At 66.1% G+C, this 17,391-nt stretch carries 6 protein-coding genes; 4 read left to right on the plus strand and 2 right to left on the minus strand.

Annotation, left to right across the window (positions count from 1 at the left end; translation table 11 throughout):
- Positions 1–45: 45 nt before the first annotated feature.
- Positions 46–1,497, plus strand: coding sequence for a flavin-containing monooxygenase (locus tag NU1_RS16185; RefSeq protein ID WP_084521485.1), 1,452 nt, complete (start codon positions 46–48; stop codon positions 1,495–1,497).
- 321 nt (positions 1,498–1,818) lie between these two features.
- Here the strand turns inward: NU1_RS16185 and NU1_RS16190 are convergent, their stop codons facing one another.
- The gene (locus NU1_RS16190; protein ID WP_067522325.1) at positions 1,819–2,661 is read right to left on the minus strand and encodes a metal-dependent hydrolase; all 843 of its coding nucleotides are present in this window, start codon (positions 2,659–2,661) and stop codon (positions 1,819–1,821) included.
- Between the two features lie 396 nt (positions 2,662–3,057).
- On the opposite strand from NU1_RS16190, the gene NU1_RS16195 reads away from it, so the two are divergent.
- From NU1_RS16195 to NU1_RS16205, 3 genes are all read left to right on the plus strand, one after another.
- Positions 3,058–4,272, plus strand: a complete 1,215-nt coding sequence (locus NU1_RS16195; RefSeq protein WP_067522274.1) for a cytochrome P450 family protein — start codon at positions 3,058–3,060, stop codon at positions 4,270–4,272.
- 64 nt (positions 4,273–4,336) lie between these two features.
- Positions 4,337–5,095: a thioesterase II family protein gene (locus tag NU1_RS16200; protein ID WP_067522276.1), complete on the plus strand. Its 759-nt coding sequence runs from the start codon at positions 4,337–4,339 to the stop codon at positions 5,093–5,095.
- A gap of 63 nt (positions 5,096–5,158) precedes the next feature.
- Positions 5,159–6,016, plus strand: coding sequence for a class I SAM-dependent methyltransferase (locus tag NU1_RS16205; protein WP_067522278.1), 858 nt, complete (start codon positions 5,159–5,161; stop codon positions 6,014–6,016).
- A gap of 79 nt (positions 6,017–6,095) precedes the next feature.
- Here NU1_RS16205 and NU1_RS16210 read toward each other — a convergent pair whose 3' ends face one another.
- Complete coding sequence (locus NU1_RS16210) at positions 6,096–17,387, minus strand: type I polyketide synthase (RefSeq protein ID WP_067522280.1); 11,292 nt, start codon at positions 17,385–17,387, stop codon at positions 6,096–6,098.
- Positions 17,388–17,391: the final 4 nt, after the last annotated feature.

The following is a 17,391-nucleotide window of genomic DNA, read 5'->3' on the forward strand; positions in this document are numbered from 1 at the left end:
CACGTCGATGTCGTGATCGTCGGTGCCGGAATATCCGGCATTGGGATGGGGCGATACCTTCGAACCTTATTGCCGCACAAGAGTTTCACGATCCTCGAGGCTCGTGCCGACCTGGGGGGAACCTGGGATCTGTTTCGGTACCCGGGTATTCGATCGGACTCGGACCTGCACACCTTCGGCTACGAGTTCAAACCGTGGCGCGGAGAGGAATCGATCGCCGACGGCGACCAGATCCTGTCCTATCTGCGCGAGACGGTCCGGGAAAACCGGCTCGAGGAGAGCATCCGCTACCACCATCGGGTGGTCGGCGCGGCCTGGTCCTCGGAGCAGGCACTATGGACCCTGCGGGTCGAACGCCGCGACACCGGCGAACAATTCGACCTAACGGCGACCTGGCTCGTCAGCGCCGCCGGCTACTATCGCTACGACGAAGGCTACACGCCGGAATTCCCTGGGCGGCAACGTTTCACCGGAACGGTCGTGCACCCGCAGCACTGGCCCGAGGACCTTGACTACCATGGCAAACGGGTGGTGATTATCGGCAGCGGCGCCACCGCGGTCACCCTCGCACCGGCGCTGGCCGCCACGGCCGCGCATGTGACGATTCTGCAGCGCACCCCCACCTACATACTTCCGATGCCGAAGAAGGACGCGATCGCCAATGCGCTGAAACGGGTGCTCGGCGTGGAGCGTGGCCACGCCCTGACTCGGCGCATGAGCATCACCCGCGATTGGGCACTGTGGGCCTTCTGCCGGAAATACCCGACCGCGGCGCGTCGGGTCATCCGGTCGGCCAACGCCGCTCGACTGCCCGAGGGCTATCCGGTCGACGAGCACTTCAACCCGCCCTACCACCCCTGGGACCAGCGCCTGTGCGTGGCGCCCGACGGAGACCTGTTCGAGTCGATTCGCCGCGGCGACGCGTCGATCGTCACCGAGCAGATCGCGACCTTCACCGAGAACGGGATCCGGCTGGCGTCCGGACGCGAACTCGACGCGGACATCGTCGTCACCGCCACCGGCCTGAATTTGCAATCGTTCGGGGGCGCACAACTGACCGTGGACGGACAGGCACTCAACCCGCCCGACACGGTCGCCTACAAGGGCCTGATGTTGTCCGGAGTGCCGAACATGGCCTATGTGGTCGGCTACACCAACATTTCCTGGACCCTGAAGATAGGGCTGCTGGGTGAATACTTCTGCCGGCTGCTCGTCCACATGGACTCGCACGGCTACCGCGTCGCCCGTGTCGAAGTCGCCGATCCGGCAATGCCGATGCGTCCGGTCCTGGACGGCGCGGCCGGCTACGTCCAGCGCGCGGCGCCCTACCTGCCCAGGCAAGGCAACCGGAAGCCGTGGCTGACCTCGAGCCACTACCGCGACGACGCCCGATTTCTGCGCGGGCACAGTGTCGTCGACCCCGAGCTGCACTTCGATCCGGCGAGCGATCAGAACGTTGCCGCGGGTCGCGCATTCGGGAATGAGGCGCCACAGTGACGCCCCACTGCCCAGCTTCACTGTCATGACCGTCTCGTGGTACTCGACCTCGAATGGCATGAACATCGAAGCGGATCCGGTGTCTTTCCGGTGTTGTCGATCCGGGTCAGTTCTCCAGGGCGGCTGCGAGGCGCTCGGGGCACCGAGCACGGCGAGGTCGAGTACGAACTACTCCGAACCGACTGGCAAGAGCGCGTTGGTCACGGTGAGTGATGAGTTGTGCTGTTCTGGTGTGTAGTTCGGTCAGGCGGGTGGCGAGGAGTTCGGCGTCTAGAACTTCGTCACCGAATCGGTGGCAGAGAAGTGTGGAACCTCCGACCGTCACCGCAGGCGGTCGGAGAGAGTGCCTGATTCGCCGAACAATTCGGTGGACCAATGCGCGAGCAGCGCGGTGTTGTCCACGTCGTCGGGATGGAAGCCGCGCCGGTTGTAGCTGCTGATCCGCTTGATCAGCGCGCGGGAAAGGAACGGTGAATGTCGAAGTGCGGCGAAGCTGCGCGCGAGCCGCACCGGGTGGTAGGCCGCGCGATCCCCCAGGATCGATTGGGTAATATTGAGGAACGAGCTTATGAGGAAAGCTATTGTCGCCCACCGCATCGCCCAGATGCGTCGGCGCTCGGAACCGCCGACGGCCCGGTACACGTCGATGGCGACCGATCGATGCTCGGACTCCTCGAACGCGTGCCACAGCATTATCTCGCGGACCTCTGTCTCGCCCAGCATTTTCCGGGCCCGGTCGTCGGTCAGCATCGTTTCCGCGATCACGGCCGTGTAGTGCTCGAATGCGGCGGTGAAGGCGAGGCAGGTCAGGGGTGAGAACCGACGTTCGTAGAGTTCCATTGCCCATCGGAAGCGGCGGTCGGTGCGGTCGGTGGGGTATCCCATCTGTTGCAGGCGCGTGTTCAGCTCGCGGTGTTCGCGGCTATGGGTGACTTCCTGCCCGATGAAACCCTTAACCTGGGCCTTCAATTCGGGTTCGGTGATGCGGTCGGCGTAATGGCGGACCGACCGGATGAAGAAGTCCTCGCCCTCGGGGAAGATCCCTGACAGGTAGGCGACGGTGTGGCTCATCACCAGATCGTTGTCGGCGTAATGCCGGTGCGAGGACCCGGTCGGATAGTTGAAATGGATTCTCCGCACCCGCAATACCGGCTTACTGTTCATGCGACCGACAGTAGTGTAGAACTCGCAGGCATCACCAGTCTTGATCAAGAACTGTCCTGGGAGCGAATTCCCTTGCGCGACGCCGTTGTTGAGCTCGTCACCACCCGCCGTCGAGTTCGACCGCCAGTCCACGGCTACCCCGTCCAGCGCGACCGGCGGCGTGATCGGTGATCGACCCGGACGGCAACAAGCGCCGATCGGGCGCGGACGGTACTCGAAGCCAAGGAGATGGGAGAGTCGATCAGGGGTCGGCACTGCTCTGTCGACGGCGAAAGCGTCGCACGACTGCGAGTTGCTAAGGTGGCGTCGACGAGGCGGGGCGGGGCGGCCCCGCGTTACCTCCGCTGGAACAAGATGTGGCAGTACGGGGTTCGCCCGCGGCTCAGGAGTTGGTCCATGAATACTGAAGCGATTGTGCTGGATCCGACGGGCACCGATGTTCAGGGTGAGAACGAGCGGATACGCCTGCGCGGGCCGGTCTCGCTGGTGGAGTTGCCTGGTGGGGTATCGGCTTGGGCGGTCACCGATGCGGCGTTGCTGAAAGAACTTCTCGCCGATCCCCGAGTATCCAAAGATCCACGCCAGCACTGGACGGCCTACAGGAACGGGGAGATCAATCAGCAGTGGCCGTTGCATCCGTGGGTCGCTGCGGAGAATATGTTCACCGCCTACGGCCCCCAGCACCGCCGCCTCCGCAAACTCGTGGCGCCGGCGTTCACCAATCGTCGCACCACCCTGATGCGCCCGGGGATCGAAGCCATCGTCGAGGGACTGCTGAGCCGACTGGAGGCCACTCCCGCTGGTGAAGTCGTCGACTTGCGGCCCACCTACGCGTACCCGGTGCCGATTCAGGTTATCGGTGAATTGCTCGGCGTACCAAAACATTTGGATGCCCAGATTCATGCGTGCGTCGACGGGTTCTTCGATACTTCCTTCACGCCGGCGCAGGCGCAGGCCAATATCATCCGAATGGCCGGACTCATGGGGCAATTGATCTTCTACCGGCGCGGCCACCCCGGTGACGACATCACGAGTGCGCTGATCTCGGCTCGCGGCGAGGACGCCAACCGGCTCTCGCACAAGGAATTGATCGACACCTTGATGCTGGTGATCAATGCCGGTCACGAGACCACGGTCAACCTGCTCGACCAGGCGATCGTCGCCTTGCTGACCAACCCGGAGCAACGGGCCGACGTACTCACCGGCCGGGTGCCATGGTCGGAGGTGATCGAGGAAACGCTGCGATACCAGGCGCCGATTACGCATCTGCTCCTGCGCTACGCGGTCGAGGATATCGAGATCGCCGGCGTTCGGATCGCCGAAGGCGACCCGATCCTCGCCTCCTATGGGGCTGCGAGCCGCGACCCGGGGATTCACGGTCCCACCGCTGGGGAATTCGACGTGCATCGGGCAAACAAGGAACACATCGCCTTCGGGCACGGTGCTCACCATTGTCTTGGTGCGCCATTGGCTCGGCTCGAGGCGGCGATCGCACTACCGGCCTTGTTCGAGCGGTTTCCGAATATGCGGTTAGCGGTGGACCCCGCCGAACTCCGACCGCTGGGCAGCTTCGTTTCCAACGGCCACCAGTCGGTCCCTGTCCTGCTGTAGCGCGAAAAGGGCCAACCCGCAATGCAGCCGCGATGGCACAAAATTCGATTCACCGAGAGGTCTCATGGAAAACGCCAGCTGGTTGCGGAGGTTGTCGGCCGCATCGGAGGGTGACGCTCATACCCTCATCTGCTTTCCCCACGCCGGGGGATCGGCCATTTCCTTCGGGCCGCTGGCCAGAACGCTGGGGCCGCAATTCCTGGTTCTCGGCGTGCAATACCCCGGGCGCCAGGACCGCAGGCACGAACCGCTACTCGGCAGTGTCGCCGACCTTGTCGAGGGTGTGCTGCCGGAACTTCGCGAACTAATTCCACAGACCGCGGGCTACTCGCTGTTCGGCCACAGTATGGGTGCGGCGGTGGCGTTCGAGACTTGCCGCCGTCTCGAACAGGACCAGGCGACGCCGACGTCCACCTTGTTCGTATCGGGCCGAATCTCACCGGCACGGACAGGTTCCAGCTCTGTGCACCTGTACAGCGATCAGGAATTGATCAGGCATCTGGTGGACTTCGGCGGCACCCCCGCGGCGCTGCTGGAGGATCCCGAATTCCGATCGATCATTCTGTCGGTGACGAGAAGTGACTACCGCGCGATAGAAACCTACGCGTGCTCACTGGACGCATCTGTCGAGTGTCCCCTCGTGGCGCTGGTCGGCGACAGCGATCCCGCCACGAGCCGTACCGACCTCAGGGCGTGGAAGATGCACACCACGGGGCCTTTCACGGAGACGTCGTTTCCGGGCGGCCACTTCTACATCGATGCCAATTCTCGCGGTGTGGCCGAACTGATTCGCGCTCATAGCGCGCGTACATTGTCGAATTAGCGGTGCCTGTCGACCTCTCGCTAACCCCTACCCCGCCGTGAATGATTGTGCGAGACTTCAACTATGGCTCAAAGCGCTGGACCCATTTCAAATGTTTCGGACACCGCCCACTGGGTGGCCGCGCATCGCGCGATCGAATCCGCCCGTACCGATGCACTCTTTCACGACACGCTCGCGGAGCGACTCGCTGGCGAAACGGGCAAGGCCATCGTCGCGAATGAAACACGGACGGCGATGGCCGGGTGGAATTTGGTCACGAGAACCAAAGTCATCGATGATCTGATCATTCAAACCCTGGCCGAGGGCTGCGATCTGGTCGTGAATTTGGCAGCGGGTTTGGACGCGCGCCCGTACCGTCTCGATCTGCCCGCTGACCTCCGCTGGATCGAGGCCGACCTCCCGGACTTGATCGCCGAAAAGAACGATCTGCTGAAAGACGAGAGTCCGGGCTGCGTCCTCTCCCGCGTCGCGGTGGACCTCGCGGACCCGGCAGCGCGCAAGCAATTCCTGGACAAGGCCCTCGACGGTGCGAAGAAGGCGCTCGTACTGACCGAGGGGCTGGTGTTCTACCTGTCCGAAGACGAGGTTTCGGGATTGGCCGCGGCACTGGCGCGGCCCGAAATCAACTGGTGGATCATGGATTTGAACAACAAGGCCGTGGTCAATCGGATCAACCGGGCGAATGAGAAGCTGCTCGGCAATTCACCCTGGAAATTCGGGCCGGCCGATCCGCTGCGATTCTTCGCCGATGCGGGGTGGAACGCGGACAAGGTCGTCGGACTATTCCGAGCGGCCGCCCGATTCCGCCGGTTGCCCGTACTCCTGTGGTCGCTCGCTTTCCTGCCGGCCGGTTCCCGGATGCCGCCCATCGGTGCGGCTCAGATGCCGTGGAGCGCAGCGGTTCGACTCACGCGCGGATAGTTTTCTCCGAGAGGGATTTTTGTCTACGGCCCAGAGTGGGTCGGCGGCCGGGAGGGCGATCGCCCTCCCGGCCTGATCGTCACTCCATGCTTTCCAGCCAATCGTCGATCGCCGCGGCGACCCGACCCGAGCCCTCATGCAGCACGCTGAAGTGATCGGCGTCCACCTCCACCACGTGATGGCTCTCATCCCACGGCTGGGCTTGCCACTCCATGAAATTGTCGGGGACTCCGGGCATCCGCTGGGTGCACTGGAGATACAGGGTGGGCGCGGCGACATGACCTAGCTCGATAGAGCGGTACACCTGGATGTACTGGCCCATGGCGGTCAATCGGGCGGGGTCGAATCGATCGAACGCCGCTTCGTTGGTCACCATATTCTCGGCGATCGGCTTGAGTAGCCACTCGCCGCCTTCGACCACCCGGTAGGTGTCCACCATCACCACTCCCGCCGGCGTGGGTCCACCGAGAGCTTCCAGCTGTTCGGCGACGCTGTAGGCCAGGAGCCCGCCCGAGGAGAACCCGAGCAGGATGAACGGCTTGCCCTCGGCGGCGTCGAGGATGGGCTGGTGCAGTGCCTTGGTGGCCGCGGCATAGTCGCCGGGCAGCGGCTCGCTGGCGCGGGACCCGATCGGTGCGATGCCGACCACGTCGCGGGCTGTCCGCAGTTTGGTGGCCATTCTGGCGTACTGGCGGACACCGCCCGCGGCCATCGGTGGCGCGATGCAGATAATGCGCGGCGTGGCGGCGCCGTCGGTCAATCGGGTGATCTCCAGCTTCTCGTCCAGTTCGTCGTGGGCGTAGAACTGGTCGCGCGTCTGTGCCGCGAGGTGCAGGAGCACGAAGGCGGTCACCAACTGCTCCTTGCCCACCGCGGCGCGGAACATGCCGTACAGCGAGTCGTCGGCGACACCGGCCGCACGATCTCGTTCGGTGGCCGCGCGGACGGCGGTCGCGATGCCGGTATCGCCGTCGGCCAATCGTTCATCGAGGTGTTTCGCGAGAATCTGGGGTGTCGGATAGTCGAAGACGAGGGTGCCGGGCAGTCCCAGGCCAGTGGCGTCGCGCAGCGAGTTGCGGAATTCGATCGCGGTGATCGAGTCGAATCCCATTTCGCCGAACACCTTGTCGACCGCGATGAGTTCGATATCCGCATAGCCGAGCGTTGCGGCGGCCTGCTTGCGGACGAGCTCCTCCAATACCGGAATGCGTTCCGGCTCGGCCATATTGGCCAGTCGGGAGCGTAGTTGGTCACCCGATGCGGATTTCGGGGTGCGGCGTGCGGGCAGCAGCCCGGACACCATCGCCGCCGCCGATCCCGTGCCACTCATCCGCTGGGGATCCAGATGCGCGAGGATCGGCGTGGCCACATCGACGCGGCCCGCCGCGTCGTACAGCGCCAGACCTTGTTCCCGCGACAGCGGGCGCAGCCCCGAGCGCGCCATTCGATCGAGGTCGCGGGCATCGAGTTCGCCGCCCATGCCGTCGCCGTCCCACAGGCCCCACGCCAGCGACTGACCGGGGAGCCCGCTCGACTTGCGTTGCCACGCAATGGCATCCAGGCAGGCATTGGCCGCCGCGTAGTTGCCCTGCCCGACATTGCCGAACGAGCCCGCGAGCGAGCTGAAGAGCACGAAACTCTTGAGCGGAAGTTCGGCGGTCAACTCGTGCAGATGCAGTGCGGCATCGACTTTGGGCTGCATGACCGCGTCGATTCGCTCGGGAGTGAGCGAGATGATGGCGGCGTCGTCGAGCACACCGGCGGCATGGAGAACTCCGGTGAGGGGACGCTCCGACGGAATGGCATCGATGACGCGTCCGAGGGCGGCACGGTCGCCCACATCGCACGCCGCGAATTCCACCTCCGCACCGAGGGCGCGCAGATCCTCGCGCAATTGCGCTGCGCCGGAGCCATTTTCGCCGCTCCTGCTCACCAGTAGCAGATGCCGCGCACCGTGGGTTTCGGTCAGATGCCGGGCGAACTCACCACCGAGATAGCCGCTGGCTCCGGTGATCAGGACCGTCTCGTCAGGACCGAAACCGGGCGCGGCGGCGTCGGCGACCGGCGGCGCGGCGATTCGAGCGAGCCGCGCGCCGTACACCTGGCGCTCGCGCACGGCCACCTGCGGTTCGTCGGTGCCGAGAATGGCGCCGAGTAGTCCGTCGAGTTCGGAATCGGTATCCACCAGGACGATTCGGCCTTCGCTTTCGGCCTGCGCCGCGCGGACGAGGCCGCCGACCGCGGCGCCGGCCAGGTTCGTGATCGGTTCGCCGGCGACCGAGACCGCGCCGGAGGTCTGGACCACCAACACCGATTGGGTGAATCGCGGATCGGTCACCCACGCCTGCAGCACCCCCAGCATGGTGTGCGTCGCCGCACGGACCGACTCGGGGTCGTCGGCCCGTGGAGCGCCGACGGTCACGTAGGCGGGAACGTCGTCGCCGAGTTCGTCCCAGGCGACGGCATCGACCGGATCGCCGGATACGGGTAGCGCAACCCAATCGATCGTGAACATCGAGTTGTCGATGGGGTTGGCGGCCGCGGCGAGGCGAGCTGGGTCGACGGGTCGTGAGGTGAGCTGGCGCACCGTCGCTACGGCGGCACCCGTCGAGTCCGCCAGATCCATGGATACCGAGTGGTCGCCGAGGCGAGTCAATCGCACGCGAAGCGCACCGGCTCCCGCCGTATGGATGGCGACACCCGACCACTCGAAGGGCAGTGCGAGGGTGGTGTCGCCCGACTGGTCCGCCAGCAGGGCGTGCAGGCACGCATCGAACAGCGCCGGATGTACCCCGAATCCCTCGGCGGCTCGCGGGTCCGGGAGCGCGATCTCGGCGAAGATCTCGTCGCCGCGCTGCCACGCACCCCGTAGGCCCTGGAAGTTCGGCCCGTATCCGTATCCAGCCGTGGACAATTCGTCGTAGAGATCACCGACCGGCAGGGCCGCTGCGCCGACCGGCGGCCATTCACTGAGGTCGGCATCGTAGGGGGGAACCGCCACCGTGGCGGGTGTCACGGAGCCTTCCGCATGGAGCGACCACGCGGACGCCGCACCGGCCTCGGAATCGATACGCGAGAAGATCCGCACCGGTCGAGACGCCGTCTCCCCGTCGGGGCCGACTACGACCCGCACGAGGACGCCCTCGGTCGACGGCAGGACAAGGGGTGCGTACAGCACCAGATCTTCCAGCGTCGAGCACTCCGCGTGAGCGGCGGCCGTCAGTGCGAGATCGACCAGACCGGTGCCGGGGAACATGACGGTATTCGCGACGCTGTGATCGGCCAGCCACGGCTGTGTCCGCACCGAGAGCCGACCGGTCAGGGTGATTGCACCGGTATCGGGTTGCGACACCATGGCGGAGACCAGCGGGTGGCCCGTCCCGGCCAGACCGAGTGATCGAATATCGCCGCCGGTCGCGGCGCCGTCGGGCATCCAGTACCGCTGGCGCTGGAATGCGTAGGTGGGCAGTTCGATTCGCGTGGAGCCCGAATCGGCGTAAACGGCATGCCAATTCACTGCCGCGCCCGAGACGAACAGGCCCGCTGCGCCGGTCATCACCGACACGATGTCCGCGCGATTGCGCCGCGCCAAGCCCACGGCGGTCGCCGCCGAATCGGCCGCCTCGAGCGTGTTGACCACCATCGGTGTGAGTACCGAGTCCGGGCCGATCTCGGCAATGCGGACAGCACCCGCGTCGATCATGGCGGTCACGGCGTCGGCGAATCGCACCGTGGCGCGGACCTGATGCACCCAATAGGCCGGATCCGACATCTCATTGTCGACTCGGGTGCCGGTGACCGTCGAGATCAATGGAATGTTCGGACGGCCGAAGGCCACGGTCGAGATCGCGGTGGCGAACTCTTCCAGCATCGGCTCGACCAGCGCGGAATGGAACGCATGGGAGACGCGCAAACGGTTTGTGCGCCAGCCATTCTCGACGAACTCCGCGGCGAGAGCGTCGATTTCGGTCTCGACGCCGGAGACCACCACCGCGGTGGGGCTGTTGATGGCCGCGATCGATACGCCGTCGGTCAATAGTGGGGCCACGGCGGATTCCGATGCTCCGACCGCGACCATCGACCCGCCCGCAGGGAGTGCCTGCATCAGCCGGGCACGCGCCGCGACCAGAACGCAGGCATCGGGCAGCGACATCACACCGGCCACATGGGCGGCGGCGATTTCGCCGATCGAGTGGCCCGCCATCACATCGGCTGTGATGCCCCATGATTCGAGCAGGCGGTACAGGGCCACCTCGAAGGCGAACAGTCCGGCCTGTGCGAAGACCGTTCGATCGGCCAGGGCCGAGTCCGCGAGTCCGTCGCGCAATGAGATGGTTTGGTCCAGTAGTGGATCCAGCTCGGCGACGACGGCATCGAAGGTTTCCGCGAAGGCGGGGTGCGCACGCAGCTGCTGATCCATACCGGCCCACTGCGCGCCCTGACCGGAGAACACGAAAGCCGTGCTGCCCGGTACCGCACGCCCGGACACGACCCGTGTGCTCGCCTCCGACTCGACGGCCGCGTCACCGGCCATTGCTCGAGCGCCGGTGAGTAGATCGGTGATATCCGTGCCGACGATGACGGCACGGTGATCGAACACCGCACGACTGGACGCGAGCGAGAATCCGATATCCCACCGATCAGCCTTGTGCTCACCGGTATCCAGTCCATCGAACCGTGCGACCAGGCGCGCGGCCTGCTCGGACAGGGCGGTTTCGCTGCGTGCCGAGACAATCCACGGTGACACGCCGTCATCGCTTCTGGTCGCCGGCGCCTCCGGTCGGGTTTCGACGGGTGGTGCCTGCTCGACAATGACGTGCGCGTTGGTACCGCTGAGGCCGAACGACGACACCGCCGCACGGCGCGGGCGGTTCGCCGCGGGCCACGGTGTCGAGTCATTGAGCAGCCGCACCTGGCCTTCGGACCAATCGACCTTCGTGCTGGGCTGGTCGGCATGCAGGGTGCGCGGCAACACACCGTGACGCATGGACATGATCATCTTGATCACGCCGGCGACACCCGCCGCGGCCTGCGCATGCCCGATATTCGACTTCAACGATCCCAACCACAGCGGCCGGTCTTCGGCTCGATCGCGTCCGTAGGTGGCCAGCAGCGCCTGCGCCTCGATGGGATCACCCAGCGTGGTGCCGGTGCCGTGCGCCTCCACCGCGTCGACCTCGGTGGCCGCAATGCCCGCGTTGGCCAGGGCCTGGCGGATCACCCGCTGCTGGGCGGGGCCGTTGGGTGCGGTCAAACCGTTGGACGCGCCGTCCTGGTTGACGGCCGAACCGGCCAGTACCGCCAATACCTCATGACCGTTGCGCCGCGCGTCCGACAGTCGTTCCAGCACCAGCACACCGGCGCCTTCGGACCAGCCGACCCCGTCGGCGTCGTCGGAGAACGATCGGCACCGCCCGTCCGGCGACAGACCGCGCTGGCGGCCGAATTCGAGGAACATGTCCGGTGTCGCCATGACCGCGACGCCACCTGCCAGGGCCAGATCGCATTCTCCGGAGCGCAGCGACTGCGCGGCCAGGTGCAGGGCCACCAGCGACGACGAACACGCCGTATCCACGGTGACCGAGGGCCCTTCCAGACCGAACACGTACGAGAGCCGGCCGGATACCAGGCTGCCCGCGGAACTGCTGGCCGTTCCGGTCGCCCGCGCGTAATCGTGATACATCAGGCCGGTGAAGACACCTGTCGAACTGCCGCGCAGAGCAGCCGCGTCGAGGCCCGCTCGCTCGAGCGCCTCCCAGGAGACTTCCAACAGCAATCGCTGCTGCGGATCCGTCGCGGTCGCCTCGTTGGGGCTGATGCCGAAGAACTCCGCGTCGAAATCGGCAGCCCCATGCAGGAAGCTGCCGCGACGGGCATAGGTCCTGCCCGCTTTACCCGGCTCGGGGTCGTAGATGGCGTCGATATCCCAGCCGCGGTCGGTCGGCATGTCGCCGGTGGTGTCGACGCCGGAGGCCACCACATCCCAGAGCTCCTCCGGCGAGGTGACTCCGCCGGGGTAACGGCAACCCATCGCGACCACCGCGATCGCGTCGTGCGCGACGTCGACCCGGCTGACGGCGTCTGCTCCGGTGGCGGTCGCACCGGAAAGCTTCGCGTCGATGAGTTCGGCGACGGCCTGCGGATTCGGATGGTCGAACACCAGGGTGGCGGGCAATCGCAGTCCGGTCGAGGCATTGAGCTTGTTGCGGAGCTCGACGGCGGTCAACGAATCGAACCCGAGCTGCTGGAACGGCTGCTGCGGGTCGATGGCGTTCACGGACTCGTGTCCGAGCACGGTCGCCGCGGTCGACCTGACCAGATACAGGAGTGCCTCGGACCGATCACCGGCCGACAAACCCGCCAACCCCAGCAGAGGTGACGTCGTCTCACGCCGTGCCGATGCCGGCACCAGCCCGCGGACCAGGGCGGGAGCCTGTTCGGCTCGCGTCCGAAGCACGGCGGGATCGATGCGCAATGCGACCAGGTGTGCGGCGTCGGAGGCCACCGCGGCATCGAACAGGGCCAGTCCGTCGGATTCGGTCAGCGCGGGAAAGCCCTGTCGCCGTATCCGTTCGAAATTCTCGTCGGACAGTTCCGTGCCCAGACCACTCGATCGTTCCCACAGGCCGTAATCGATCGACGTGGCCGTCAACCCGGCCGCCCGGCGGTAGGTGGCGAGGGCATCGAGGTACACATTGGCCGCCGCGTAGTTGGCCTGCCCGGCGGCCAGTACCAGGCCGCCGGCGGAGGAAACGAGAACGAACAGCGACAGCGGCCGGTCGCCCGTGAGTTCGTGCAGATGCCACGCGGCGTCGGCTTTAGGCGCGAATACCGTGTCGATGCGATTGCTCGTCATCGATTCGATCAGGCCGTTGTCGGCGACGCCCGCCGCGTGCACGACTCCCGTCAGCGGGTAGTCGGGGCCGATCTCGTCGAGCACTGATTTCAGCGCGTCTCGATCGGAGACGTCGCATGCCGTGATCGTCACCTGCGCACCGAGTTCGGTCAACTCGGCGCACAATGCCTCGGCGCCGGGTGCCTCCGGTCCCCGCCGTGACGTCAGAACCAGCTGCCGCACACCGTATTCGGTGACCAGGTGCCGTGCGAATAGTGCACCCAGCCCACCGGTTCCTCCGGTGATCAGCACGGTGCCGGTGCGCACTGGCTCGAGCGGGGGCGTCTCGGTGGGCCGATGCTGAACCAGGCGCGGCACCAGGAGGTTCTCGCCGCGCAGCGCACCTTCCGGCTCGGCCGCGATGGCCGCGGCCGCGGTTGCGACGGCGGTCGGATCCGGGTCGGCCGAACCATCGAGGTCCAGCAGTTGCAGCCGGTGCGGATGTTCGGCCTGCGCGGCGCGAATCAAACCCCAGACCGGTGCCAGCGCCGGGCGCACCTGATCGGTATCGCTGGTGCGCACCGCGCCGTTAGTCAGTACCACCAGGCGGGACTCGGCGAATCTGGTGTCGCCCAACCACTCGCGAATCGTGGCCAGCGCGCTGTTCAGCGCGTCGCGTGCGGCGTGCGGTGACGCGTCGTCGGTAACGGAGCAAGCGAACAGTATGAGTTCGGGGACAGTCGATTCGGGAGCCGCGTCGAGTTCCGCGACGAGCGTGGTGAGGTCGGGATAGCCGCGTACCGCCGCCGAACCCGGCGCGCCGATGATCGCTGTGCGTGCCGGGGCGACCGAACCGGTGGCGGCCGACGTCGCGGCGATCCACTCCACGGTGAACAGCGCATCGGCCACGCTGCCCGCGCGTAGTCGGTCCGCGGACACCGGGCGCGTGTCCAGCGAGCCGACCGACAGCACCGGCGTGCCGGTGCCATCGGCCATATGTAGCGCGAAACGGTTGTCGTGCATCCGGATTCGGACGCGGACGGCACTACATCCGGTCGTATGCAGTGCTACGCGGTTCCAGCTGAACGGGAGTGCGGGTGTGTCGAGGCCGCCATGGCGAATGCTGTGCACGATGAATGCGTGCATTGCCGCATCGAACAGTGCGGGGTGGAGGCCATATCCCGCGGCGGCCTCCGAATCCGGCAGGGCCACCTCGGCGAACAGTTCGTCGCCGCGTCGCCACATGGCCCGCATGCCCTGGAAGTAGGGGCCGTATCCGTAACCGGCACCAAGCATCTCGTTGTACACGTCGGCGACGTCGATCGTCTCGGCGCCGACCGGAGGCCAGACAGTGAGATCGATATCGGGCTGTATTTCCTCGGCGGTGAGATCACCCTCCGCGTGCAGCGTCCACGCACCGGCATCCGGCTGGCGCGAGTGGATCGTCAGGCGCCGTCGACCGGAGTCACTCGCTCCGCCGACCACAACCTGTACCGACACTCCGTCACGGGTCGGCAGTGTCAATGGCGTGTGCAGGATCAGCTCGTCCACCACCGGGTGACCGATCAATCCGCCCACATGGGTCGCTAATTCGACGAAACCGGTGCCCGGCAGCAGCACTGTGCCGAGCACGCTGTGATCGGCCAGCCATCCGATCGAGTCCACCGACCATCGACCGACGAAGCACACCCCACCCGAATCGGGCTGCGGGACAGCTGCTCCCAAGAGGGGATGGGATATCGGATCCAATCCCGCGACATCGGCGCCGGTGGTTTCGGCCCCCAGCCACGTCGTCGACAGATACTGCTTCGCATCGAGCCAGAACCGCTCGTGTTGAAACGCGTAGGTGGGCAGGTCGATCGGTTGCGTACCGGCATAGAACGCGGTCCAGTCCACCTCGGCGCCCGACACGAACAATGCCGCGGCCGCGGCCGACACGGTGGCGGCCGATGCCTCGTCACGGCGCGCCACCGCGACCGCTACCGTGCTTTTCTCGAGACCCTCGTCGACGGTCCCGGCCACCATCGGCGTGAGGGCCGCGTCCGGCCCGACTTCGGCGAAGCGCACCACACCCGCGTTCGCCATGGTGGTGACCGCGTCGGCGAACCGCACCGTGGCGCGGACCTGACGCACCCAGTACGCAGGTTCCGACATCTCATCGGTCACCCGGGCGCCGGTCACGGTCGAAACCAGCGGGATGGTCGGCCGATCGAAGCTCAATCCCTCGACCACCGACGCGAATTCCGCCAGCATCGGTTCCATCAGTTCGGAATGGAAAGCGTGCGATACCCGCAAACGGTGTGTCCGCCAACCCTTCTCCGCGCACGCCACGGCGACGGCTGCGACAGCGGTTTCGACTCCCGAGAGCACGACCGACGACGGACTGTTCACCGCGGCGATCGACACGCCATCGGTGAGCAGCGGTGCGACCTCGGATTCCGGCGCTCCCACCGCGACCATCGCGCCACCCGTGGGCAATGCCTGCATCAACCGGCCGCGTGCGGCCACCAGGGTGCACGCGTCGGAGAGTGACAGCACGCCGGCGATATGCGCGGCGGCGATCTCGCCGATCGAGTGGCCTGCCACGAGATTAGGACGCAGACCCCACGCTTCGAGCAGGCGATACAGGGCCACCTCGAACGCGAACAATCCGGCTTGCGCGAAGACTGTCTGATCGATCTGGTCCGTAGCGGTGAGCGCCTCGTCGAGCGAAACAGTCTGGCCGAGGAGTGGATTCAGTTCCGCGACGACCGTATCGAACGCCGCGGCGAAGACCGGGTGCGTACGCAGCTGCTGTGCCATACCGGCCCACTGCGCACCCTGACCCGAGAAGACGAACGCCGTCGAACCCGAAACCACCCGACCCGACACCACACCGGCTATCGAATCTCCGCGACCCAGTGCCTCGATACCCGACAGCAGTTCGTCGCGATCGGCGCCGAATACCACCGCGCGATGGTCGAGCGTGGCGCGGGTGGCGGCGAGGGAGTATCCGACATCGGCTGGCGCCGAGTCATTGTCGCGAAGGTGCGACCGCAGGCGAACGGCCTGCTCGCCGAGCGCGGGGGAACTGGCGGCGGAGAGCACCCAGGGCATGACGGTCTCGACGGACGCGGTTGCTTCCCGCAGCGCGTTGGCGGAAGTCCCGCGGGGAGAACTTTCGCCCAGGTGTTCAGTCTGCTCCCGAGGTGGTTGTTCGAGAATGATATGGGCATTGGTGCCGCTGATGCCGAAGGACGACACGCCCGCGCGACGCGGGCGATCGGTGTGCGGCCACGGTACCGGTTCGGTGAGCAGTCGTACGTCGCCCGCGGACCAGTCGACCTTGGTCGATGGCTGGTCCACATGCAGTGTGCGCGGCAGTGTTTCGTGGCGCATGGCCATGACCATTTTTATGACGCCGCCCACGCCGGCGGCGGCCTGTGCGTGTCCGATGTTCGATTTCAGCGATCCGAGCCACAGTGGCCGTTCCGGCGCGCGATCGCGACCGTAGGTGCCCAGCAATGCCTGCGCCTCGATCGGATCGCCCAAAGTCGTTCCGGTGCCGTGTCCTTCGACCGCGTCGACGTCGGCGGCGGAAATTCCCGCATTGCTCAGTGCCTGTGTGATGACGCGCCGCTGCGCAGGACCGTTGGGTGCGGTCAGACCGTTGGAGGCACCGTCGGAGTTCACCGCCGAACCGGCCACCACGGCGAGAATTCGATGGCCGTTGCGTTGCGCGTCGGACAGTCGTTCCAGCACCAGCACACCGGCGCCCTCCGCCCAACCGACGCCGTCGGCGCTCTCGGAGAACGACTTGCAGCGTCCGTCGATGGATAATCCGCGTTGTCGACTGAACTCCACCAACGTATCCGGGCCCGCCATCACCGTCACGCCGCCCGCCAGCGCCAGATCGCATTCGCCCGAGCGCAGTGACTGCGCGGCCGAATGCATGGCTACCAGCGAGGACGAGCATGCGGTGTCGACGGTGATCGACGGCCCTTCGAGACCGAAGGTGTAGGAGATCCGGCCGGAGGCAAGCGATCCGGCGTTCGCATTGGCCGGGTAGTCGTGGTACATCATGCCGGTCCATACGCCGGTTGAGCTGCCGCGCAGGGTGGTCGGGTCGATTCCGGCGCGTTCGAAGGCCTCCCATGAGGTTTCGAGCAGCAGGAACTGCTGTGGGTCCATGGTGGCGGCTTCGTTCGGGCTGATGCCGAAGAAGGCGGGATCGAATTCGCCTGCGGTGTGCAGGAATCCGCCGGATCGTGTGTAGGAGCGATTGGGTTGTTCGCCGGTGGGGTCGTAGATGCGTTCGATGTCCCAGCCGCGGTTGGTGGGGAAATCGGTAGTGGCGTCGACACCGTCGGATACCAGTCGCCACAGGTCTTCCGGTGACTCGACGCCACCGGGGTACCGGCAGGCCATCCCCACGATCGCGATCGGCTCACGCAGGGCCGCGTCGAGCTTGCGGTTGCGCGCCCGCAGTCGATCGGTTTCCTTCAGCGAGGCCCGTAGCGCATCAGCGAGTTTTGCGGTGCTTTCGGAATTCGTCATATCG

The sequence above is a fragment of the Nocardia uniformis NBRC 13702 genome (genome assembly GCF_001613345.1).
Classification (GTDB): Bacteria; Actinomycetota; Actinomycetes; order Mycobacteriales; family Mycobacteriaceae; genus Nocardia; species Nocardia uniformis.

Bases quoted from the DNA above. Each gene is read 5' to 3' on its own strand.
- NU1_RS16185 (WP_084521485.1), top strand. From the start codon at position 46: ATGGGGCGATACCTTCGAACCTTATTGCCGCACAAGAGTTTCACGATC.
- NU1_RS16190 (WP_067522325.1), bottom strand. From the start codon at position 2,661: ATGAACAGTAAGCCGGTATTGCGGGTGCGGAGAATCCATTTCAACTAT.
- NU1_RS16195 (WP_067522274.1), top strand. From the start codon at position 3,058: ATGAATACTGAAGCGATTGTGCTGGATCCGACGGGCACCGATGTTCAG.
- NU1_RS16200 (WP_067522276.1), top strand. From the start codon at position 4,337: ATGGAAAACGCCAGCTGGTTGCGGAGGTTGTCGGCCGCATCGGAGGGT.
- NU1_RS16205 (WP_067522278.1), top strand. From the start codon at position 5,159: ATGGCTCAAAGCGCTGGACCCATTTCAAATGTTTCGGACACCGCCCAC.
- NU1_RS16210 (WP_067522280.1), bottom strand. From the start codon at position 17,387: ATGACGAATTCCGAAAGCACCGCAAAACTCGCTGATGCGCTACGGGCC.